Raw genomic sequence first — 21,781 nt, 5'->3', positions numbered from 1 at the left:
AGCCCTTGCGACGAAGCAAATCCAGAGTCCCGCCGCGAAAGGGTTCTGGATGGCTTCGCTGCGCTCGCAATGACGATGTGGAGAGAGTTTGCCGTACGGCGAGTAGCCGACCTCTCTCCGCAAAGAGCGGGGAGAGGCAGAAGTCACGCCCGCTTACCGCCGCTCTTCTCCGCAGCCCTGCGCAGCGCCTCCGCGAGCGCGCCGCCGCCGGAGGACTCCTGCTTGCGCGGCGCCGACGAGGTCATACGGCTCGCGTTGCGCGAGCCGTTGTCGCGCTGCATGCCGGGGGCGTCCTTCTTGGCGCCGACCTCGTCGTCGAGGCGCAGCGTCAGCGAGATGCGCTTGCGGGCGACCTCGAAATCCAGCACCTTAACCTTGACGATGTCGCCGGGCTTCACCACCTCGCGCGGATCCTTGATGTAGTTCCTGGACATCGCCGAGATGTGCACGAGGCCGTCCTGGTGCACGCCGATGTCGACGAAGGCACCGAAGGCAGCGACGTTGGTCACGGTACCCTCGAGGATCATGCCCTTCTTCAGGTCCTTGATCTCCTCGACGCCCTCCTTGAACACGGCAGCCTTGAACGCCGGTCGCGGGTCGCGGCCGGGCTTTTCCAATTCGCGCAGGATGTCGGTCACGGTCGGCAATCCAAACGTCTCGTCGACGAAATCCTTCGGCTTCAGCGTGCGAACGACGTCGCTGTTGCCGATCAATGCCTTGATGTCGCTCTTGGTCGCTTCGAGAATCCGGCGCACCACGGGATAGGCTTCGGGATGCACGCCGGAGGCATCGAGCGGGTCCTCGCCGCCGAGGATGCGCAAGAAGCCCGCGCACTGCTCGAACGCCTTCGGCCCGAGCCGTGGCACGTCCTTGAGCGCCTTGCGCGACTTGAACGGGCCGTTGGCGTCGCGATGCGCCACGATGCTCTGGGCAAGGCCGGAGCCGACGCCCGACACGCGTGCCAGCAGCGGCGCGGAGGCGGTGTTGACGTCGACGCCGACGGCATTCACGCAATCCTCGACCACGGCATCGAGCGATTTGGCGAGCTTGGCCTGGCCGAGGTCGTGCTGATACTGGCCGACGCCGATCGCCTTGGGCTCGATCTTGACGAGCTCGGCGAGCGGATCCTGCAGGCGACGCGCGATCGAGACCGCGCCGCGCAGCGTGACATCGAGGCCGGGCAACTCCTCCGAGGCAAAGGCCGAGGCCGAATAGACCGAGGCACCGGCTTCCGACACCACGATCTTGTTCATCTTCAGCTCAGGCAGCCCCTTGACCAGCTCGGTCGCGAGCTTGTCGGTCTCGCGCGAGGCGGTGCCGTTGCCAATCGCGATCAGCTCGACGCGATGCTTCAGCGCGAGCCGGCCGAGCGTCGCCAGCGACTCGTTCCACTGCCGCTGCGGCTCGTGCGGATAGATCGCGGTGGTGTCGACCACCTTGCCGGTGGCATCGACGACGGCGACCTTCACGCCGGTGCGGTAGCCGGGATCGAGCCCCATGGTGACGCGGGTGCCGGCGGGCGCCGCCAGCAAGAGGTCGCGCAGGTTCGAGGCGAACACGCGCACGGCCTCGGTCTCGGCCGAGTTCCACAGCCGCATGCGCAGGTCGATGTTGAGATGGACCTGGATCTTGGTGCGCCAGGCCCAGCGCACGGTGTCGATCAGCCAGCGGTCGCCGGGGCGCTTGAGATCGGCGATGCCGAAGCGCTTCATGATCTTGAGTTCATAGGCACTCGGCACGCCCGGCGGCGGCGCTTCGGCCTCGGCTTGAATTTGCAAGTCGAGGATCTCTTCCTTCTCGCCGCGGAACATCGCGAGGATGCGGTGCGACGGCAGCTTGGTCAGCGGCTCGGAGAAATCGAAGTAGTCGGCGAACTTTTCGCCCTCGGTCTTCTTGCCGTCGCGCACCTTGGAGGCCATGCGCGCGTTGGTCCACATTTCCTCGCGCAGAGCACCGATCAAGTCGGCGTCCTCGTCGAAGCGTTCGACCAGGATGGCGCGGGCACCGTCGAGCGCGGCGGCGGCATCCGCCACGCCCTTCTCGGCGTTGACAAAGCCTTCCGCCACGACCTTCGGATCGTTGCCGGGCTCGGCCATGAGCTGATTGGCGAGCGGCTCGAGGCCGGCTTCCTTGGCGATCTCCGCCTTGGTGCGGCGCTTCGGCTTGAACGGCAGGTAGATGTCCTCGAGGCGTGCCTTGCTGTCGGCGGCCATGATGGAGGCTTCGAGGGCTGCGTCGAGCTTGCCCTGCTCGCGGACCGATTCGAGGATGGCCTTGCGGCGGTCTTCGAGCTCACGCAGATAAACCAGGCGCTCCTCCAGGGTGCGCAATTGCGCGTCATCGAGCGCACCGGTCGCTTCCTTGCGGTAGCGGGCGATGAAGGGAACGGTGGCGCCGCCGTCGAGCAGCGTCACCGCCGCCTCGACCTGCTCGGCGCGAACCCCAAGCTCCTGCGCAATTTTCTGGTTGATGTTGGCCACGCGAGATTCCCTCTGTCAAAGCACGCGGCGCAGGGGCGAACCACCGGCCGCGGGACGGAGCTTATGGACCAACCAAGGTTGATTCATCAAGGTGCGGCGGAGGACCTTCGACAGAGGATTTTTTGCTGGATCGATGCGATCTCGCCACATTCGTGGGGGCTGGCGGCTTCTCTCTTGCGTCGCGGCAGACCAGAATAGCCGGCCGTCATCCTGAGAGGGTGTGAACCTTTTCAGGCTGACGGTGAAAGTGCATCGCTTGCGGCTTGACATCAGCCCCGCGTTCCGCGCCTGCTTGATCCGCCGGACCACCGAACTCTGAGGACCAGTATGCCTGCAACATCGGTCGGCGTTTTCAAGATCGCCACCAGCGGCCCCGGCGACGTCTCCGGCCTCATGAGCCTGATCAGCTCCGGCACGATCGATCCCAAGTCGATCCTCGCGATCCTCGGCAAGACCGAGGGCAATGGCGGCGTCAACGACTTTACGCGGGAATATGCCGTTGCCGCGCTGTGCACCGCACTTGCACCACACCTCAACCTGCCGCCGCACGACGTCGAGCAGCGCATTGCCTTCGTGATGTCCGGCGGCACCGAAGGCGTGCTCAGCCCGCATGTCACGGTATTCACACGCCGGACGGTCGAAGCTCGTCCGGACGGCCGCTCCGGCAAGCGGCTGAGCATCGGCATGGCGCAGACGCGGGACCTCCTCCCTGAGGAGCTCGGCCGCGCGGCGCAGATCACGGAAACGGCGACGGCCGTGAAGGCCGCGATGGCGGACGCCGGCATCAGCGATCCCGCCGACGTCCATTTCGTGCAGATCAAATGCCCGCTGCTCACCAGTGATCGCATCGCGGCGGCAGCGGCGCGCGGCAGCAAGACAACGACGACCAGCGCCTACGCCTCGATGGCCTATTCCCGCGGCGCTTCCGCGCTCGGCGTCGCCGTCGCGCTCGGCGAGATCGCGCCTGGTATCCGCGACGAGGACGTGCTGCGGCGCTACGACCTGTTCTCGAAGGTCGCCTCGACCTCGTCCGGGATCGAGCTGATGCACAACGTCGTCATCGTGCTCGGCAATTCAACATCGTCAGCAAGTGAGTTCGAAATCGGGCACGCCGTGATGAAGGACGCGATCGATGCCGCCGCAGTGATGGCGGCCCTGAACAGCGTCGGGCTTGGTACTACGCCGCGATCAAGCCGTGAGCTCGTCAACGTCTTCGCCAAGGCCGAGGCTTCGCCTGACGGCAGCGTCCGCGGCTTTCGCCACACCATGCTGGAGGACACCGACATCAGCGCGACGCGCCATGCCCGCGCTGCGGTCGGCGGACTGCTCGCGGGCCTTGCCGGCAATGGTGCGGTCTACGTCTCCGGCGGCGCCGAGCATCAGGGACCTGCGGGCGGCGGGCCGGTTGCAGCGATCGCGCGGCTCTCTTCCTGATAGGGCGACCCCACCGCGCCGTGCAACCCTGCCCCTCGCGCCGGCTCGGTTGATTCACGCCCGCCCTTGCGAAAAAGGTGACGCTGCTACCGAGGGGATTTGATTTCATGACTTTGCCGATGAGCTGGAGTGAATGGGCGCAGCACGATGGCGTCGCGCTGGCGGGACGCGTCCGCAAGGGCGAGCTGACGGCGAAGGAACTGGCACGGCAGGCCGCCGCGGGCATCGCCAAGGTCAATCCGGCACTGTCGGGCGTAGTCGAGCTGTTCGAGGACGTGATCGCCGATCCCGCCAAGGATGGCGCCAATCTTGCGGGTCCGTTCGGCGGCCTGCCCTTCCTGATGAAGGACCTCGGGCCGACCATGAAGGGCCGGCTCCAGGAAATGGGCTCGCTGTTGATGCGCGGCAATCGCGCCGCGGCCGACACGTTCCTGACAGGTAAATTCCGTCAGGCGGGGCTCAATCTGATCGGGCGCACCACGACGCCGGAATTCGGCGTATGCAGCTCGGCCGACAATCCCGCCGTCTACGTCACGCGCAATCCCTGGAATACCGACTACACCACCTGCGGCTCGTCAGCCGGCAGCGCCGCGATGGTCGCCGCCGGCGTTGTGCCGATCGCGCATGCGACCGATGGTGGCGGCTCGATCCGCATTCCCGCCGGCGTCAACGGCAATATCGGACTGAAGGTCTCGCGCGGCGTGTTCTCGCTGGCGCCGCACATGTCCGACCTCACCGGCCTCGTCTCGATCCAGGGCTGCCAGTCGCGTTCCGTGCGCGACACCGCCGCCTTCGTCGATCACGCGAGGGGACCGGCGCCGGGCGAGTTCATGCCGTTCTGGACCACGGCGCAGCCTTATTGCGAGATGATCAAGCGGGACCCGGCAAAGCTTCGCATCGCGCTGTCGCATACATGGGGCGACTACACCGCGACGCCCGAGATCGCCGCCGAGCTGGCGAAGGCCGGTCGCTTCCTCGAAGGCCTCGGCCATCACGTCGACTACGCGCTGCCCGAGCTCGATTTCCGTGCCGCGTTCGCAGCGCAGACCACCTGCTACATCTCGAACTTCGCGGTGGTGATCTCCAACTTGCTGGCCGCGCGCGGGCTGGAAAGGCCGCCGGAAGACCTGATCGAGCCCATGAACGTCCGGATCTGGGAAGCCGGCCGGCACACGAGCTTCGCCGAGCGGGCGAAGATGCAAGGCGTATTCAACACGACCTCACGCGGTTTCGGCGCGTTCTTCGAGCAGTGGGACGTGATCCTGACGCCGATCACGGCGCTGCCGACGCCGAAGGTCGGCACCAAGGAATACCTCACCATCTCCGATAATCCCGATGTGCTCGACTGGTTCGGCAATCTCTGGCGCTTCTTCGCCTTCACGCCGCTCGCCAATCTCTGCGGCATGCCGGCGATCTCGCTGCCGATGGCCGCGCAGGACCACGGCCTGCCGCTAGGCATCCAGGCGATCGCCAAGCAGGCCAATGACGGCCTGCTTCTCCAGCTCGCCGCCCAGATCGAACGCGCACTCGATGGCAAGTGGAACGGCGGCAAGAAGCCGAAGGTGCATGTGGGCTGAGAAGCTGGGATTGCCCTGACAGGCGATCGCGCTTCTGCCTCAATTCTTCACCGCCGGGATGTCCTCCGTCGGCTGCTGCTGGCCCTGCTTGTACATCGCGAGCGCCTTGTCGAGCGCTTCGCGCAGCGCCAGCGCGGCGGCCACGCTGCAACGTAAGTGCGCGGTCTGGACCACGTCGACCCTGACGGCGGCGCCGACCGGCATCAGCAGGTTTGCGGCGAGTTCGATCTGGATCGCGCCGTTGTGGTGGCCGAAACAGGAAGCGCCATCGAAATAGATGATCGGCGCCCGCTCGGCGCTGGAGGTCGAAATGGTGACGGGCCCCTGGGCGGTCGAGGGCGTTTCGGGATCGGCCATGGGCACTCCTTACAACGAGTCGAACGAACGGAGCCCCACCATCGTCGCTTCGGACCGCCCTGTCGAGGCCAAACCGCTCCAGGCCGAGCAGCGACGCCCATTCGGGGTTTTGCACGGCGCCCGGCGCTGGTCTAGAACCTGCTCATGTCCAGCACACCGACCGCACTCCCTTTCGAGGAACTCGCCGAGGCCATCCAGGGCCGGCGCTCCGATTACGGCCATATCAGCGGGCTCCAGCTCGATCGCTTCGCGCCGGCCGAGGCCTGGTCCAGCCTGCCCTACCGTCCCGTCTTCGTCGGCGACACCGAGACCGGCGTTCTGCATGGCGGCGTCGTCACCGCGATGCTGGACGAGAGCTGCGGCATGGCGGTGCAACTTGCGCTCGACGGCACGCGCGCGATTGCAACCCTGGACTTACGTATCGACTACCAGAAGCCGGCAACACCCGGCCTCGACATCAAGGCGCATTCGGTGTGCTACCGCACCACGCGCTCGATCGCCTTCGTGCGCTCCACCGCCTATCAGGAATCCGAGGACGATCCGGTCGCGACCGCGACCGCCTGCTTCATGATCGGCGCCAACCGCACCAACATGCTCGCCGATCGCCGGATGGACTTGCGCAGCATCCCGACTCTGGAGGCGCCGGAGGATCCGGATGGCCCGTTTGCGAATAGCCCGTTCGCGCGCTGCCTCGGCATCCGCGTCAACGACAATGGCACGCTGACGATGCCGTTCTCGCCGAAGATCATCGGCAATCCGATCCTGCCCGCGATCCACGGCGGCATGACCGGCGCCTTCCTCGAGACCACCGCGATCGTCGGCGTGGCACGTGAGCTCGGCGCTGCCGCGCCGCCCAAGCCGATCGGCCTCACCGTCAACTACTTGCGCTCCGGTCGCGCCCTCGACACGTTTGCCAACGTCTCGATCGTGAAGCAGGGCCGACGCATCGTGGCCTTCGAGGCGCGGGCCTGGCAGGACGATGCGAACAAGCCGATCGCCACCGCTTTCGGTCACTTCATGCTGCGGTCAACGCCGGGCCTCGAGCAGGATTAAGTCGCATCTGGCGGTACGCTACCCAAGACCACGAGCCTACACCGACGACCGTAAATTCCGATTCGTGATCGCGGCGCCATCGCCGTCGCACAAGCATTCTTGAGATCATGCTGCCCGATCTGGAGCGCGCCGTCGCCAGGTTCTCCACCCGCTCGTCGAAACGCGATGCTGCGATCGACGAGGCGAGGATTGAGTTGCTCGAGGAGTCCATCGACACCGCCATTCGTGGGCTGATCGCCGAGCGGACCGGCTTGGCTCCGTGGCTAAACCGATTTCTGGATGAACCGGAAGCGCTAAAGCGCGATGAGATTTGGATGAATCGTCATCGCGCTTTAGCTTGTTGTTTACGCATGATCTTTCCGGAAAACCGCTTCGCACTTTTCCGGATCATGCTTTAGCAACTTGGATCTCCGCGAATAAGATGCAGCCACCCAAATCGGAGCTCGAGCGCGTCGAGAGACGTCTTCGTCTACTCGATCGCCAGATCTTGGAATGCCGACACATCGAGCGCACGATCGCAAATATGCGCGTCCTGGCCGGTGGCGCAAGGCGAACCGCGGGTGTATGAGTCAGCAGCCTACGTTGCCGGCCCGGCGTTGCCGTGCGACCCGGAGTGCCTGATCTTCACCACATTGGGGCTTGACGGGCGACGCGCGCGTCTACAACGATACCGTGGTTCCACGAGAGGTACCGTCGTGCGGCATCCGATCGACATCGTCGCCATGTTCGCCGCGCTCTGGCTGCTGGCATCAATGGTGCTCGACGCGTTGACGCCGAAGGAGCTGACGGCGATCATGATCGCCATCGCCATCGGGCCGGCCATCGTCATCACCGCCGTGTTTTATTATCTGCGCTGCCCGCGAACCGACTTTGCGGTCATGTTCGCAGCGCTGTGGCTGATCTCTGACATCGCCATCGCCTTCATCTCGCCGAAGGAGCTGCCGCACTTCCTGATCATGCTCGGCTTTGTGCCGGCGCTGCTGATCGGCATCGTGCTGCACTGGCAACGCTTCCAGCGCCGCCATGAGCGGTTGCCGCTACCCTCGGCGAAGCGCGGCTGAGGACGCGCATTGGTATTCACCTCTCTCCATCGGCGGGAGGTCGGAAATGCTCTTGGCGATGCGAAGCGTCGTCCAGTGCAATCCGGGTGAGGGGCCGCAGCAGTCAGTGAGACTGCAACCCCTCACCCGGACCGCATTTGCAATGCGATCCGACCTCTCTCTTCAGGAGAGGTGAGGCCGAGCCGCCTCAGCCGGAATCAACGCGGCAACAAATTCGTCTTCGCAAGGTCCAGAACCTCGTCGCCGCGCCCGTTCATCACGGCGCGCAGGACCCACAGGCTGAAACCCTTGACCTGCTCGGCGGTGATGGTCGGTGGCATCGACAGCTCCTGCTTGGCGGTGACGACATCGAGCAGCGCCGGCCCATCGTGCGCCAACATCTCCTTCATCGCGCCAGGGAGCTCGCCGGGATCTTCGACGCGTTTCGCGAAGATACCCATCGCACGCGCCATCGCGGCGAAATCGGGATTCTCCAGATCGACATTGGTGTCGACGAAGCCTGCCGCCTTCATCTCCAGCGCGACGAAGCCGAGCACGCCATTATTGAAGACGACCACCTTCACCGGCAGCTTCATCTGCGTCAGCGTGATGAGATCGCCCATCAGCATGGTGAAGCCGCCGTCGCCGGAGAGCGAGATCACCTGTCGCCCGGGCTGTGCGGCCTGCGCGCCGATCGCCTGCGGCATGGCATTGGCCATCGAGCCGTGCGCGAAGGAGCCGATCAGCCGGCGCCGGCCGTTCATGTCGAGATAGCGCGCCGCCCACACCGTCGGCGTGCCGACATCGGCAGTGAACACGGCATCCTCAGATGCGTGGTCGCTGATGACCTTGGCGAGATATTGCGGATGGATCGGCTTGCTGCCGGGCGTGCCCTTGGCGAGCGAGTCCAGACCTTCGCGCGCCCTCTTGTAGTGCACGATGGCATCGTCAAGATGCCTGCGCTGCGTCTTGGTCTTCAGCAGCGGCAGCAGCGCCTCGATGGTCAGCTTGACGTCGCCGACGAGGCCGAGATCGATCTTGCAGCGTCGCCCGAGATTTTCCGGACGGATGTCGATCTGCGCGATCTGGCAGCCGGTCGGGAAGAACTGCTTGTAGGGAAAATCGGTGCCGAGCATCACCAGCGCGTCGCAAGCGTGCATGGCGGCGTAGCCTGAGGAGAAGCCGATGAAGCCGGTCATGCCGACGTCGTAAGGATTGTCGTACTCGACATGCTCCTTGCCGCCGAGCGCATGCACGATCGGGCTCTTGAGCGCTTCGGCCAGCTGCATCAACGGCGCATGCGCGCCGGCGCAGCCGCGGCCGCAGAACAGCGTGACACGCTCGGCGCGGTTCAGGAGGTTCGCAAGCGCCTTCAGCTCATCGGGCTGCGGCTCGACCTTCGGCGCAGCCAGCGCAAGCCCGCGCGCCGTCGATAGCGCGCGCTTCGGCGGGCTGCGGAAAGCGACATCGCCGGGCATGGCGACGACCGCGACACCGCGCAGGCCCACCGCCGCGCGGATCGCATTCTCCAGCACGTAAGGCAGCTGGCTCGGGTCCGAAACCAGTTCGCAATAATGGCTGCATTCGCGGAACAGGTTCTGCGGATGCGTCTCCTGGAAATAGCCGCCGCCGATCTCCGCGGTGGGGATCTGCGCTGCAATCGCCAGCACCGGAACGCGACTGCGATGCGCATCGAACAGCCCGTTGATCAGATGCAGATTGCCCGGGCCGCAGGAGCCCGCACACACCGCAAGACTTCCCGTCATCTCGGCTTCGCCGGCCGCGGCGAAGGCCGCAACCTCTTCGTGGCGAACATGGATCCATTCGATCGTGCCGCGGCGACGCAGCGCCTCAGTCAGCGCGTTCAGACTGTCGCCGACGATGCCGTAGATGCGTTTGACGCCGGCCTGCTCGAGCGTTGCCACGAACAGATCGGCCACGTTGTTGATCGCCATGTCGGTCTCCTGCTTCAGCCATTCGCATGCGCACGATGCGCGAACATCGCGGCACCGCGAAGGACAATAAGCTATCACACGATCAAGGCTTGTCTGTTCCGGCTCACTTTTTCGCAATCGCCCGATCGTAGGCCGCGACTGTCACCTTTGCGCGAGCTGCGACATCGGCTGCACTCATGCCGGGCTTGTAGAGGCTGGAGCCGAGGCCGAATGCGGTCACACCACCGTCGATGTACTCCGCAAAGTTCTGGTCGGAGACGCCGCCGACGGCGGCGATCATCACGCCTGATGGCAGCACGGCGCGGATTGCGGCAATGCCGGAGGCGCCGAGCACGCTCGCCGGAAAGAATTTTAGGCTCGACGCGCCGGATCGCATGGCGAGCAGCGCTTCGGTCGGCGAGAAAACGCCGGGCATCGTGATCATGCCGTGCTGATGCGCGCGCGCCAGCACCTCGGTGTCGACATTGGGCGAGACCATCAGTCGGCCGCCGACATCGTTGAGACGATCGACATCTGCCGTGGTCAGCACCGTGCCGGCGCCGATCAACACGCCTGATGGCGCCCGCTTCACCGCCATCGCGATGGAGCGGAATGGATCCGGCGAGTTCAAGGGAATCTCGATCGCGGTCATGCCGGCCTCGATCAGCACGCCGACGATCGCCTCGGTCTCCTCGGGCCTGACGCCGCGCAGGATCGCGACCAGCGGCCGCTTCATCGACGGAAAGGGAACGCTCATCTCAAGAATCCTTCCACTTCGTCCAGATCGCGGCGGCCGCCATCGACAGGCCGCGGCGGACGGCTTCATCCGCATCGACGGGCCTTGCGGTCACCGACAGCGCCTCGAAACCCAGCCGATACAGCATCGCAAGCCGCCCCGAGGCAATCAGCTGGACACCCGCTGGCGGCACGGCGCCGGAGAGCCCCGCGGCCAGCTCGACGCCGATCAACGTGCCAGACAGCGTCTCGCGCGCCGCGGCCGGCGTGCCGCCGAACAGAAGCTGCCGCGACCGCGCGGTGAACAGAAGGTTGGCAGCGAAGGCCGGGGCGTCGAACGCGGCCTTCACGGCCGCCTTGAAGCTCACGACATCCTCAGTGTCGTCTGCGCCGGCGACCGCGAGCGACAGGATGGTCTCGCGCGAGACGACACTGAACAGCTCGCCGGTCATGAACGTGGAAAATCGTTCGACAGTCCCGTCCGTCACGCGAACCCATTTCGAATGCGTGCCGGGCATGCAGACCAGCGCCTCACCCGCGGCATCGAGGCCGAGCGCGCCGAGCAATTGCGTCTCCTCGCCGCGCATCACGTCCGGCGCTGTTGCATCGCGCTGCGCGATGCCCGGCAGGATGCGGATGTCGCGCGCCTCGCCCGGCACGCGCACGGCCTGTTTCAGAACGGCGGAGAGCGGCGCCGGCGTGTCGACATAGCCGGCCTCGACCCAGCCGTTACGGGCACCGGCCATGCCGCAGACGAGCACCGGCAGATGATCCGGCGCTTCGACGGCCGCAAGATGCGATTGCAGCACGGTGGGAAAGCCAGCCTTGGCCGCGGCCAGCATGCCCTCGCCGCTGCGGCGCTCGGTCAGCGCCTGGCCGGCGCGATCGATCAGCCAGAGCCGGAAGCTGCTGGTGCCCCAGTCCACCGCGACGTAAGCGGGTTCGGTCATGTCAGGTCTCGTCCTCGTCTCACGGCTAAGACGCCGTCTCGCGACACATGAGACGATGTCTTGCAGGCTCCCGTCGAGATACCGGCTATTGCGCGGGCAAACCAGCCCTTTCTCTTCAATTTGAGACCCCGCCGCGCTGGCACACCGCTTGCTCAAGCTGGGTCACTCAATCCGTCAACGCGCGGCAAGACGCGTCAACATCAGATGAGGAAACCCATGGAGATCGGTTATTTCACGATGCCCTCGCATCCGCCGGAGTGCGGCCTGAAGGAAGGGAACGACTGGGACCTGCAAGTCATGCGCTGGCTCGACGAACTCGGCTATCAGGAGGCCTGGGTCGGCGAGCACCACACCGCACCCTGGGAACCCAATCCCACGCCGGACCTCCTGATCGCGCAGGCGCTGATGCAGACCAAACGCTTGCGCATCGGACCGGGCGGCTTCCTGTTGCCCTATCACCATCCGGCCGAGCTCGCCAACCGCGTCGCCATGCTCGACCATCTCTCCGAGGGCCGGCTCAATTTCGGCGTCGCGGCTTCTGGGCTGCCGAGTGACTGGGCGATGTTCAACGTCGACGGCATGAGCGGGCAGAATCGCGACATGACCCGCGAGGCGCTGGAGATCATTCTCAAACTCTGGACCGAGCCGGCACCCTTTACCCACAAGGGCAAGTTCTGGACGGTGACCAAGCCTGACACGATGTTCGACTTCCTCAAGCCGCACATCAAGCCGCTGCAGGCGCCACATCCGCCGATCGGCGTCGCCGGGCTTTCCAAGAACTCGGACACGCTGAAGCTCGCCGGCGAGCGCGGCTTCATCCCGATGAGTCTCAACCTCAACCCGGCCTATGTCTCCAGCCATTGGGACTCGGTCGAGATCGGCGCGGCCAAGACCGGGCGCAAGCCGAACCGGCAGGATTGGCGTCTCGTGCGTGAAGTGTTCGTCGCCGACACTGATGAAGAGGCCTGGAAGCTCTCGACCGGCGACATGATGGGCCGGATGATGCACGAGTACTTCCTGCCGCTGCTCGGCCATTTCGGCTTCAAGGACTATCTGAAGCACGCACCCGACGTGCCCGACAGCGACGTCACCGTCGAATATTGCGCCAAGCGGAACTGGATCGTCGGCTCGCCTGCGACGGTCGCCGAGAAGATCGAGAAGATCTACGACGAGGTCGGCGGCTTCGGCGTGCTGCTGGTGTTCGGTTTCGACTACAAGCACAAGGCCGAAGCCTGGCATCACTCGCTGTCGCTGCTGAAGAACGAGGTGATGCCGCGTCTTGCGCATCTCGGCTCCGCGAAGAAGGCGGCTTGACCCGCAGCGGGTGCGGCGCGATCGTGCCGCACCCGCATTCATTTGGGAGATTTCCGCGTGTCCGTGGATGCAAAGGATTTCAAGCAGGCCATGCGCCAATGTGCCGGCGCCGTGGCGCTGGTCACGGTCGGCGCGGAGCACGGCAAGCGCACGGGGCTCACAGTCACGTCGGCCTGCTCGCTGTCGGACAATCCGCCGTCGCTGATCGTCTGCGTCAACCGCAATGCCAGCGCCCATGCACGCATCCGCGAGGAAGGCGCCTTTGCGATCAATTTCCTGCACGAGGAACACGCGCTGCTGGCGCTCACCTTCAGCGGCCAGAAGGGCGTCAACGGCGACGATCGCTTTGCCTTCGGGCAATGGACACGCGGCGCCACCGGCGCGCCGGTGCTGACGGATGCGGTGGCGGCATTCGACTGCGTGTTGGCGCAGGAGTTCGAGACCAAGACGCATTCGATCTTCGTCGGTGAGGTCCGCGGTGTCTCGCATGCGGATGCCGCCAAGCCGCTGGTCTATCTGCGCGGCAATTTCCATACGCCGCACGAGATCCGCGAGATGGTCGCGCTCGGCGACCTCGATGCGCGGCATCTGAGCTGGACGGATTTTTCGTGACGAGCGCTCGCGTTCTTCCTAATGCGCGATGAGATTTGGATGAATCGTCATCGCGCTTTAGCTTGTTGTTTGCATGATCATTCCGGAAAACCGCTTCGCACTTTTCCGGATCATGCTTTAGGGGGAAGACCCCCTCGCCACATGCAGTTGAGCCCTACTGCGCCGTCTCGATATTCAACTGCTTGAGCTTCCGATAAAGCGTCGCGCGGCTCAGCTTCAGCGCGCGTGCGGCCTCGGTGACGCGGCCGCCATGCCGGCGCAGGGCTTCCACGATCGTCGCGCGCTCGGCTGCCGCGAGATCCAGCTCCGCCCTCCCGCCAAACGGCGGCAGATCGAGGTCGGAGTCGGCAATCACACCGTTCTCCGCCGTACAGCCGGCGAGCCGTAGCACGTGGCGGAGCTGGCGCATGTTGCCGGGGAACGGATAGGTCGCGAGCTGCGACCAGGCCTGGTCCGAAAGGCGGCAGTTCGGCGCCTCCTCGCGCGCGATCTGGCGGATGATGTCGCCGCGGTCCGCACGCTCGCGCAAGGCCGGCAGGTGCACCTCGAGGCCGCGCAGGCGGAAATAGAGGTCGGCGCGGAACGCGCCCTCTTGCGCCATGCGGCCGAGATCGCGATGGGTGGCGCTGATCAGGCGGATGTCGACGGCGACAGGCTTGAGCGCGCCGAGCGGCCAGACCTCGCGGTTCTCCAAAACGCGCAACAGGCGCGTCTGGAGCGCAATCGGCATATCGCCGATCTCGTCGAGGAACAGCGTGCCGCCATCGGCCTGCACGATCAGGCCCTTCGAGCCCTCGCGCCGCGCGCCGGTGAAGGCGCCGGCCTCGTAGCCGAACAGTTCGGCGTCGATCAGGCTCTCGGGCATGGCCGCGCAATTCAGCGCGACATAATTGTTGCGCGCACGATTGCTCGCGGCGTGGATGGCGCGCGCGAACACGTCCTTGCCGACACCGGTCTCGCCATGCAGCAGGACCGGCAGATTGTGATCGCCGATGCTCATGAGCCGCTTCACGCTTCGGATCAGACCGGGATCGCGTCCAGCAAGCCGATGCAGGGCATCGAACCGGCCAGCAGGCGCATCGCGGCGCGGCACATGCGACCTTGCACGCAGCGGCGGAGCAACGCGCCCCTGTCCCAACGGACTGCCATCGGCGCGGCGCAGCTCGACCAACTCGTCCGCACCGCGCGCGGCGTGATGATCGAGCTTGATGTAGCGCGACAGATCGATGCCGGATGCGATGAGGCCATCGGTGAGGCCCAGCAGCGCACGCGCGGAACGGCAGGCGCCCACGATGCGGCGGTCGTCGTCATAGGCGACGAGGCCGCTGCCGCCGTCGCCGGGCAGGGTCGCGATCCAGGCGTTGCGGAAATGGCCACGGAAGATCGCGCCCTCCATCCGCCGCGTCGCCTCCATCGTCACCGCGAGTGCAAGCTGATGTGCGGCGCGCTCCAGATCCTCGCGGCAGGAGGTGATGTTGATGGCACCGGCGAGGCGCCCGGCCTGGTCGAACAGCGGCGCCACGGCGCAGGAGAACATGTGCCATTGCGCGCGGAAATGTTCGTCGCGATGCACCAGGATCGGCTTCTCCTCGGCCAGCGCGGTGCCGAGCCCATTGGTGCCTTCAAATGTCTCGGCGAAGTTCGAGCCCGTGTAGATCTTCCAGTCCAGGAACATCCTTGCGTCGGCCTCGCCCGGCAGGCGGCTGAACAGCATGGTCGCGTTCGCATCCGCGAGATTGACGCAATAGCCGGCGTCGCGCAGCACGCGGGCGAGATCCTCGAGCTCGGGCGTGGCGAGCCTGATCGTCTCCTCCATCGGTTCGGCGGCATGCCGGATCTCGGATTCGGTCAGCGTTTGCGGCGGGCCCTGACGGGCGGGATCGAGCTTGTGATTGACGAGGCACCGCCGCCAGGAATTGGCAATCCGCGAAGAGGCATCGACGTCGGCCACGTGGTTGGCGACGGACAAGACACGGGCGACATGGTTCGAGGCCGAAAGGCTGGCCATCGCGGACGTCTCCACCCTGTATTATTGTGCAAAGTCTGGCACCACAGGCGGGGATGTCAATCGGAAACCGGGGACGCAGTTGTATCGCGCGATGCCTCAGCGCCGTCATGGCGGGGCTTCGTCGCGGCCATCGACGTATTTCAGCGCGTGCGAAAGAACGTGGATGCCCGGGACGAGCCGGGCATGACGGTGCGGAGGCGAGTTCGCTAGAAACTTACGGCGCGCATTGCTGCACCGCCCTCACCACGTGTCGATGCACGGCCGCTTCTTCGCCGTCCTCGGCTCGGGCTTCGGCACGGAGCGCAGCCCCGCCATGATCCAGCGCCGCGTCTCGGCGGGATCGATGACGTTGTCGATCTCGAACACCGAGGCGATCGAGACCGCCTTGCCGTTGGCATAGAGCTCGGTAACCTTATTGCGGTAATAGGTCTCGCGCTGCTCGGGATCGGCGATCGCCTCCATCTCCTTGCGGAAGCCGAGGCGGACATAGCCCTCCAGGCCCATGCCGCCGAACTCGCCGGTTGGCCAGGCCGCGGTGAAGAAGGAGGCGTGGAAGCCACCGCCGATCATCGATTGCGCGCCGAGACCATAGCCCTTGCGCAGCACGATGCCGAACAGCGGCACGGTGAGGCTCGCGCCGGTGACGAACATGCGCGAGACGTGGCGCACGATCGCAGTCTTCTCCGCTTCGGGGCCAACCATGAAGCCGGGCGTGTCGCAGAGCGAGACGATGGGCAGATCGAACGCGTCGCAGAGCTGGAGGAAGCGCGCAGCCTTGTCGCCGGCATCGGCATCGATGGCGCCGCCGAGATGGCGCGGATTGTTGGCGATGAGGCCGAACGGCTTTCCCTCGATGCGGATCAGCGCGGTGATCATGCCGACGCCGTAATCGCGGCGCAGCTCAAGCACGGAATCCTCGTCGGCGAGGAGGTCGATCACGTCGCGGATGTCGTAGACGCGCAATCGGTTCTCGGGGATGGCGCGGCGAAGCAGGCGCTGGTCGGCGGCTTCCCACTCGGTCACCGCGCCCTGGAAATAGGACAGATATTTCTGCGCGACGCGCGTCGCCTCTTCCTCGTCCTCGACCAATATATCGATGACGCCGTTCGGCGACTGGAACGAAACCGGGCCCACCTCGGCCGGGTGATAGACGCCGAGCCCGCCGCCCTCGATCATCGCGGGACCGCCCATGCCGATCGAAGCGTTTTTGGTGGCGATGATGACGTCGCAGCAGCCGAGCATCGCCGCGTTGCCGGCAAAGCAATAGCCGGAGACCACGCCAATCACCGGCACAAGGCCCGACAGTCTTGCGAACTGCACGAAGGACGGACCGTCGAGGCCGGTCATCCCGAGCCGGTCGGTATCGCCGGGTCGGCCGCCGCCGCCTTCCGCATAGAACACCAGCGGCACGCGCCAGTCTTCCGCGAGCGTCAGCATGCGGTCGATCTTCTTGTGATTCATGTGGCCCTGCGTGCCCGCGAGCACGGTATAGTCATACGCCAGGACGATGCAGCGGCCGCCTTCGGCGCCGAACTTCTCGGCATTGACCGTGGCAACGCCCATGACCAGGCCGTCGGCCGGCGTGTTCTTGATGAGGTCGTCGAGCTTGCGGCGGCGGCGCTGTGCCGCGATCGCGAGACTGCCATACTCCATGAAGGAGCCGTCGTCGACGAGCTGTGCGATGTTCTCGCGCGCGGTGCGCTGGTTGGTGTTGCGGCGGCGCTCGACCGCAGCCGGGCGGTTCTCGTCAAGCGTGTTGGCCTGGCGCGCGATCAGCTCGGCAAGATCAGGGCGGATGTGGTCGAGATCGATCTCCGATTCCGCCGCCGCGCTATCAGCCGCGACGTCGAGCGGCTCGAGATACAGGATCGGCTCGCCATGCAGCAGCGTAACGCCATCGCCGGCGACGAGCTTCATGACGCGGCCGCCCTGCTCGGCCATGATCAGATGCTCCATCTTCATGGATTCGATCACGGCGAGTTGCTGGCCGGGGCGGACGATCTCGCCTTCCTTCACCTGAATGGTGACGATGGTCCCTTGCAGCGGCGCCGCAACCATCACCGCGCCTTCGGGTACGACTTGCGCGACGTGCGCCTCAGCGGCGAGCGTGCCGCTTCGCTCGGTCGCAGCGAAGTAAAGCGGCTTGGCTGCGCCATCGGCGGCTTCGACAAGTCTTGCGATGTTGCGATCGATGAAATCGGTCGCGATGCGGTTGGTCCTGAAATCGGGATGCGCGAGCACGGCCTGGAGGAAGGCGATGTTGGTGACGACGCCGTCGATCCGGAACTCGCGCAAGGCACGCGAAGCCTTGGCGACCACGTCATGCCAGGCCTCGCCCGGCGTATGCACGATGACTTTCGCCAGCAGCGAATCGAAAGCTGCGCTGGTCTTGTAGCCGGCATAGCCAAAACTATCGACGCGGACGCCTGGGCCCGACGGCGGCTCGAACACGGCAAGCACGCCGCCGGTCGGATGCGTCGCGCCGGTCTCGTCCAGCGTCTCCATGTTGACGCGGAGCTGCATGGCATAGCCGTGCGGCTTCGGGATCGAACCCTGCGCAAGACCCAGCGAGGCCAGCGTGCTGCCTGCAGCGACCGCGAGCTGGGCGCGGACGAGGTCGAGCCCGAGCACCTCTTCCGTCACGGTATGCTCGACCTGGAGCCGCGGATTAGCCTCGATGAAGGCAAAGCTGTCTTCGGCGGTGCCGTCGATCAGGAATTCGAATGTACCGAGACTATCGTAGGACGCGGCTGCCGCGAGCTGCTTCGCCGCCTCGATGATACGGCCGCGCAGGGCATCGCTCAGCGAAGGGCTCGGCGCCACTTCGATCAGCTTCTGGTGCCGCCGCTGGATGGTGCATTCGCGCTCCCAGAGATGGGAGATCGCGCCATGGCGGTCGCCGATGATCTGCACCTCGATATGGCGCGCCTGCCGGATCAGCCGCTCGGCGTAGACGCCGTCGAAGCCGAATGCCGCCTTCGCCTCCGACTGGCAGCGCACATAGGCTTCCGCGAGATCGGACGCGTTCTCGACCACGCGCATGCCGCGGCCGCCACCGCCTGCCATCGCCTTGATCACGATCGCCGCCTTGCTGCCCAGAGAAGTGAAGAACGCCGAAATCTCCTCCAGCGAGGACGGCCCGCTGGTGCCGGCGATGATGGGGACGCCGCAGCGCTTTGCCAGTTGCCGTGCCGCAACCTTGTCACCGAACAGTTCGAGCGCCGCGGCCTTCGGCCCGACGAAAACGATGCCCGCATCGCTGCAAGCCTCGGCGAATGCCGCGTTCTCGCTGAGAAAGCCGTAGCCGGGATGCACGGCATCGCAGCCAGCCGCCGTCGCCGTCTTCGCCACCGCATCGATATCGAGATAGGCCCGGGCGCCGCGGCCGGGGATTTCGACCGCTTCGTCGGCAACGCGCACGTGCAGCGACAGCGCATCGTCGGCGGGGTGGATCGCAACCGTCGCGATGCCGGCGTCGGCCGCCGCGCGCGCGATGCGGATGGCGATCTCGCCGCGATTGGCAATCAGGAGCTTCTTGAACGACATCGTGGTCTCTCACTCAAACGGCAGCGGGCAGGTTGGGATTGAGCTCTTGCTTCTTCACCTTGCCCGTCGCCGTCAGTGGCAGGGCTTCGATAATACGCACTTCCGGGACCTTGTAGACGGCCATGCGCTCGGCGCACCAGGCGCGCAGGTCTTCCGCGGAGATGGTGCCTACCGCCTCCGGCTTGAGCTGGATATAGGCCACCGGCACCTGGCCCTTATCAGGGTCGTCGCGCCCGACCACACCGGAGCCCAGCACCTTCGGATGCTGGCCGAGCAGCGCCTCGATCTCCGGCGGAAACACGCTCATGCCCTTGACCTTCAGCATCTCCTTGCGGCGGCCGAGGAAGTGCAGAAAACCGTCCTTGTCGATGGTGCCGATATCGCCCGTGCGCAGCCAGCCGTCGACGAGCGACTCCGCGGTGGCCTCCGGCTTGTTCCAGTAGCTCTTGAGCAGCGACGGCGTCCGCACGCGGATCTCGCCTTCCGCGCCGAGCGGCAGCAGCGCGCCGGTTTCGAAATCGGTGATCTTGAACTCGGCGCCGGGGACCGGCAGGCCGACGAAGATCGGCTGGCTGTTGAGATCGAAATCATCGTCCTGGAAGCCCGCCGTGAACGTGTTGGACGTGTGGGTCTCGGTCATGCCCCAGGCCGCCTCCATCAGGATCGTGCCGGTGAGATCCTTCCAGCGCCTGCGATAGTCGGCATTGAGCTTCTTGACGAAGGAGACGACGCGCACCTGCTTCAGGGACGACAGGTCGAACTCGCGCCAGCGCGGATGATCCATCAGCTCGACCGCACCGTCGACCGGCATCGCGGTGATCGTGACCTTGTACTTGTCGATCGCCGCCATCACGCCGACGGCGTCCCAGCGCGCGAGCAAAACCAGCGTCGCGCCAGAGAACAGCGGGAAGATCAAGCCGAAATTCTCGCCCGCGATCCAGAACTCCGGGAAGAACGACAGAAACACGCTGCTCTCGTCCGACAGCACCGAGATGCCGTAATTGGCGGCGGCGGTGTAGACCATGTCGCGATGGGTATGGACGCAGCCCTTGGGCATGCCAGTGGTGCCGCCGGTGTAGTTGAGCGCCGCGACATCATCGAGATCCGGTGGCGGCAGCGGGGTTGGCGCGGGCATTGCCGCGAGCGCGGTCAACAGATCGGTTGCGCCCGGTACCGCGATGCGCGGTGTGCGGATCGAGTCAGGCGCGGGAAACGCAGGCGCTGGCGGAACGACGTCGGCAAAGCTGGTGACGATGATTTCGCGCAGGCGCACCTCGCCGCGGACCTGCTCGACGACCGGGATGAGCTGGTCGAGCGCGACGATCACTTCGGCCTGGGTGTCGTTGAGCTCGTAAGACAGCTCGAACGCGCGCGACAGCGGGCTGACGGGGACATGGACCGCACCGAGCTTCAAGATACCGAAGAACACGATGTGGAATTGCGGGCAGTTCGGCAGGAACACGGCGACGCGATCGCCCTTGCGCACGCCCTTGGCCTCGAGCAGCGCCGCGAAGCGATCGCTCTGCCGGTCGAGATCGGCATAGGTGGTGACGTGACCGTAAAAGATCACCGCGGGCCGCTCGGGACTGCGCTTTGCCCAGGCGCGCAGATATTCCGTCAAGGGAACTTCGCCGTGCAGATAGTTCGGCGAGCGCGGCATGCCCCGCGGCCAGGCCTTGTCCCACAAACCGCGCAGGGTGGCGAGGTAGTCCTTCTCGTCGAGGCCCACGTTCATGACGTCCTTCCCGTGTTGCTTTTCTTCTCGCGAAGGCACGCAGGTGCCGTCGATCGACATCGCTACAGGTCGAGCACGGCAGAGGTCATGTCAAGAAAAACAGCACCGCGTCGCGGCCGATGCCGCGACGCGGAAATACCAGACGTCTCGCAGCGCTCTTTCGCTAGCTCATGCCTGCAACGAAGGCGCTGACCTCGGTTTCGAGCGATTGCAGCTTCTGCGCCAGCCGGCCACTCGATTGCAGGACGAGGCCGGCGGCCTCGCCGGTCGCCGCCGTGGCGTCGGTGAGGCCGGAGATGTTTTGCGAGACCTGCCCGGTGCCGGAGACGGCATCGAGGCAAGCGAGACTGACTGCATCAGAGATACGAATTCTTCCAATCTAGAACACCTCGACGTCGCCTCTCCGAGCGTTGACTTGATGAGGTCTCTGGCAGAACGATCGGCGCAGATCATCCGCGCCAACTCCGGCGTGAGCGCAGCCAAAGGCCAGAGGCTCAATGCATCAATCGACACATACCAGGGTCCTCGAGCTCCCTGCGCTGAGCGCGGCGGAGCGGCTCTTCATCTGGGGATTCAGGCGAAGGCACGCAGCGGAGGCGCCGTTCCGACCGCGGCCGATATCAAGGAGGTGTACGACCATTTTTGCGTCGGCGATGCCGTGCCGTCGCTGGAGTCCATCATCGAGATCTTCGCCTGCACGGCCCATACCGCCATCGAAGTGCATTGCCCGACTTGTCCCCGCATGTCGGACGGCGAGCACGGAATTCTGCGCGCCATCGCCGCGGCGCAGCGGGACCGCATCGATGTCGCGCGCGAGCAGTTCGAGCGCTGGCTGCTACCGGTCGGCGCCGATTGGGCGCTCGCGCCGGTCCAGGGGCTTGCAACGATCTTCCGCATGGCCGGTCTCATCCTGCCCGACCGGCACCTGCGGTCTTTCGAGCATGACCGGATGATGGCGATGAAGAGCTGGCTGGTCGGAAGCCCCACGCTGCATTGACCAGGCGGG

General features: G+C 65.5%; 16 protein-coding genes. 8 read left to right on the top strand and 8 right to left on the bottom strand.

Annotated features, from left to right (window positions below; genetic code table 11):
* Nucleotides 1-143 precede the first annotated feature (143 nt).
* Nucleotides 144-2,480 (bottom strand): Tex family protein, encoded by a 2,337-nt coding sequence (locus tag BRAD3257_RS06215; RefSeq protein ID WP_122401115.1) that lies wholly within the window; start codon nt 2,478-2,480, stop codon nt 144-146.
* Nucleotides 2,481-2,807: 327 nt separating this feature from the next.
* On the opposite strand from BRAD3257_RS06215, the gene atzD reads away from it, so the two are divergent.
* Complete coding sequence (gene atzD / locus BRAD3257_RS06210; RefSeq protein WP_122401114.1) at nt 2,808-3,914, top strand: cyanuric acid amidohydrolase; 1,107 nt, start codon at nt 2,808-2,810, stop codon at nt 3,912-3,914.
* Nucleotides 3,915-4,021: 107 nt separating this feature from the next.
* Nucleotides 4,022-5,491, top strand: coding sequence for an amidase (locus BRAD3257_RS06205; RefSeq protein ID WP_162500134.1), 1,470 nt, complete (start codon nt 4,022-4,024; stop codon nt 5,489-5,491).
* A gap of 39 nt (nt 5,492-5,530) precedes the next feature.
* Here BRAD3257_RS06205 and BRAD3257_RS40015 read toward each other — a convergent pair whose 3' ends face one another.
* Nucleotides 5,531-5,848 carry a hypothetical protein gene (locus BRAD3257_RS40015; protein ID WP_162500133.1) on the bottom strand — a complete coding sequence of 106 codons (318 nt, stop codon included), beginning with the start codon at nt 5,846-5,848 and terminating at the stop codon, nt 5,531-5,533.
* 144 nt (nt 5,849-5,992) lie between these two features.
* Between BRAD3257_RS40015 and BRAD3257_RS06195 the strand changes: the two genes are divergently transcribed.
* From BRAD3257_RS06195 to BRAD3257_RS06185, 3 genes are all read left to right on the top strand, one after another.
* The gene (locus BRAD3257_RS06195; RefSeq protein ID WP_122401112.1) at nt 5,993-6,901 is read left to right on the top strand and encodes a PaaI family thioesterase; all 909 of its coding nucleotides are present in this window, start codon (nt 5,993-5,995) and stop codon (nt 6,899-6,901) included.
* A 107-nt stretch (nt 6,902-7,008) separates the two neighbouring features.
* Nucleotides 7,009-7,299, top strand: a complete 291-nt coding sequence (locus BRAD3257_RS06190; protein WP_122401111.1) for a hypothetical protein — start codon at nt 7,009-7,011, stop codon at nt 7,297-7,299.
* Nucleotides 7,300-7,596: 297 nt separating this feature from the next.
* Nucleotides 7,597-7,962, top strand: coding sequence for a hypothetical protein (locus BRAD3257_RS06185; protein WP_162500547.1), 366 nt, complete (start codon nt 7,597-7,599; stop codon nt 7,960-7,962).
* Between the two features lie 197 nt (nt 7,963-8,159).
* Here the strand turns inward: BRAD3257_RS06185 and poxB are convergent, their stop codons facing one another.
* From poxB to BRAD3257_RS06170, 3 genes are all read right to left on the bottom strand, one after another.
* Nucleotides 8,160-9,896, bottom strand: coding sequence for a ubiquinone-dependent pyruvate dehydrogenase (poxB, locus tag BRAD3257_RS06180; RefSeq protein ID WP_122401110.1), 1,737 nt, complete (start codon nt 9,894-9,896; stop codon nt 8,160-8,162).
* 103 nt (nt 9,897-9,999) lie between these two features.
* Nucleotides 10,000-10,632, bottom strand: coding sequence for a 2-dehydro-3-deoxy-6-phosphogalactonate aldolase (locus tag BRAD3257_RS06175; protein WP_122401109.1), 633 nt, complete (start codon nt 10,630-10,632; stop codon nt 10,000-10,002).
* 1 nt (nt 10,633) lies between these two features.
* On the bottom strand, nt 10,634-11,560 hold the full coding sequence (locus BRAD3257_RS06170; RefSeq protein WP_122401108.1) for a 2-dehydro-3-deoxygalactonokinase: 927 nt from the start codon (nt 11,558-11,560) through the stop codon (nt 10,634-10,636).
* A 216-nt stretch (nt 11,561-11,776) separates the two neighbouring features.
* Between BRAD3257_RS06170 and BRAD3257_RS06165 the strand changes: the two genes are divergently transcribed.
* Nucleotides 11,777-12,874, top strand: coding sequence for an LLM class flavin-dependent oxidoreductase (locus BRAD3257_RS06165; RefSeq protein ID WP_122401107.1), 1,098 nt, complete (start codon nt 11,777-11,779; stop codon nt 12,872-12,874).
* A 57-nt stretch (nt 12,875-12,931) separates the two neighbouring features.
* Nucleotides 12,932-13,486 (top strand): flavin reductase family protein, encoded by a 555-nt coding sequence (locus BRAD3257_RS06160; protein WP_122406402.1) that lies wholly within the window; start codon nt 12,932-12,934, stop codon nt 13,484-13,486.
* A 154-nt stretch (nt 13,487-13,640) separates the two neighbouring features.
* On the opposite strand, the gene BRAD3257_RS06155 is transcribed toward BRAD3257_RS06160, so the two are convergent.
* From BRAD3257_RS06155 to BRAD3257_RS06145, 3 genes are all read right to left on the bottom strand, one after another.
* On the bottom strand, nt 13,641-15,494 hold the full coding sequence (locus BRAD3257_RS06155) for a sigma-54-dependent Fis family transcriptional regulator (protein WP_162500132.1): 1,854 nt from the start codon (nt 15,492-15,494) through the stop codon (nt 13,641-13,643).
* A 240-nt stretch (nt 15,495-15,734) separates the two neighbouring features.
* Complete coding sequence (locus BRAD3257_RS06150) at nt 15,735-19,040, bottom strand: acetyl-CoA carboxylase family protein (RefSeq protein ID WP_122401105.1); 3,306 nt, start codon at nt 19,038-19,040, stop codon at nt 15,735-15,737.
* A 13-nt stretch (nt 19,041-19,053) separates the two neighbouring features.
* The gene (locus BRAD3257_RS06145; protein WP_122406401.1) at nt 19,054-20,775 is read right to left on the bottom strand and encodes an AMP-binding protein; all 1,722 of its coding nucleotides are present in this window, start codon (nt 20,773-20,775) and stop codon (nt 19,054-19,056) included.
* Between BRAD3257_RS06145 and BRAD3257_RS40725 the strand changes: the two genes are divergently transcribed.
* Nucleotides 20,774-21,772 carry a hypothetical protein gene (locus BRAD3257_RS40725; protein ID WP_244607871.1) on the top strand — a complete coding sequence of 333 codons (999 nt, stop codon included), beginning with the start codon at nt 20,774-20,776 and terminating at the stop codon, nt 21,770-21,772. The genes BRAD3257_RS06145 and BRAD3257_RS40725 overlap by 2 nt on opposite strands.
* Nucleotides 21,773-21,781 lie beyond the last annotated feature (9 nt).

Origin of the sequence: Bradyrhizobium vignae (assembly GCF_900324035.1) — a bacterium.
Classification (GTDB): Bacteria; Pseudomonadota; Alphaproteobacteria; order Rhizobiales; family Xanthobacteraceae; genus Bradyrhizobium; species Bradyrhizobium vignae.
The sequence above is the reverse complement of the archived record's forward strand: the minus strand, read 5'-3'. Positions and strand labels throughout refer to the sequence as shown.

What these genes read in the sequence shown, in the direction of transcription:
- atzD (WP_122401114.1), top strand. Translation starts at nt 2,808, where the DNA reads ATGCCTGCAACATCGGTCGGCGTTTTCAAGATCGCCACCAGCGGCCCC.
- BRAD3257_RS06165 (WP_122401107.1), top strand. Translation starts at nt 11,777, where the DNA reads ATGGAGATCGGTTATTTCACGATGCCCTCGCATCCGCCGGAGTGCGGC.
- BRAD3257_RS06155 (WP_162500132.1), bottom strand. Translation starts at nt 15,494, where the DNA reads ATGGCCAGCCTTTCGGCCTCGAACCATGTCGCCCGTGTCTTGTCCGTC.
- poxB (WP_122401110.1), bottom strand. Translation starts at nt 9,896, where the DNA reads ATGGCGATCAACAACGTGGCCGATCTGTTCGTGGCAACGCTCGAGCAG.
- BRAD3257_RS06145 (WP_122406401.1), bottom strand. Translation starts at nt 20,775, where the DNA reads ATGAACGTGGGCCTCGACGAGAAGGACTACCTCGCCACCCTGCGCGGT.
- BRAD3257_RS40725 (WP_244607871.1), top strand. Translation starts at nt 20,774, where the DNA reads ATGACGTCCTTCCCGTGTTGCTTTTCTTCTCGCGAAGGCACGCAGGTG.
- BRAD3257_RS06170 (WP_122401108.1), bottom strand. Translation starts at nt 11,560, where the DNA reads ATGACCGAACCCGCTTACGTCGCGGTGGACTGGGGCACCAGCAGCTTC.
- BRAD3257_RS40015 (WP_162500133.1), bottom strand. Translation starts at nt 5,848, where the DNA reads ATGGCCGATCCCGAAACGCCCTCGACCGCCCAGGGGCCCGTCACCATT.
- BRAD3257_RS06205 (WP_162500134.1), top strand. Translation starts at nt 4,022, where the DNA reads ATGACTTTGCCGATGAGCTGGAGTGAATGGGCGCAGCACGATGGCGTC.
- BRAD3257_RS06150 (WP_122401105.1), bottom strand. Translation starts at nt 19,040, where the DNA reads ATGTCGTTCAAGAAGCTCCTGATTGCCAATCGCGGCGAGATCGCCATC.
- BRAD3257_RS06175 (WP_122401109.1), bottom strand. Translation starts at nt 10,632, where the DNA reads ATGAGCGTTCCCTTTCCGTCGATGAAGCGGCCGCTGGTCGCGATCCTG.
- BRAD3257_RS06195 (WP_122401112.1), top strand. Translation starts at nt 5,993, where the DNA reads ATGTCCAGCACACCGACCGCACTCCCTTTCGAGGAACTCGCCGAGGCC.
- BRAD3257_RS06190 (WP_122401111.1), top strand. Translation starts at nt 7,009, where the DNA reads ATGCTGCCCGATCTGGAGCGCGCCGTCGCCAGGTTCTCCACCCGCTCG.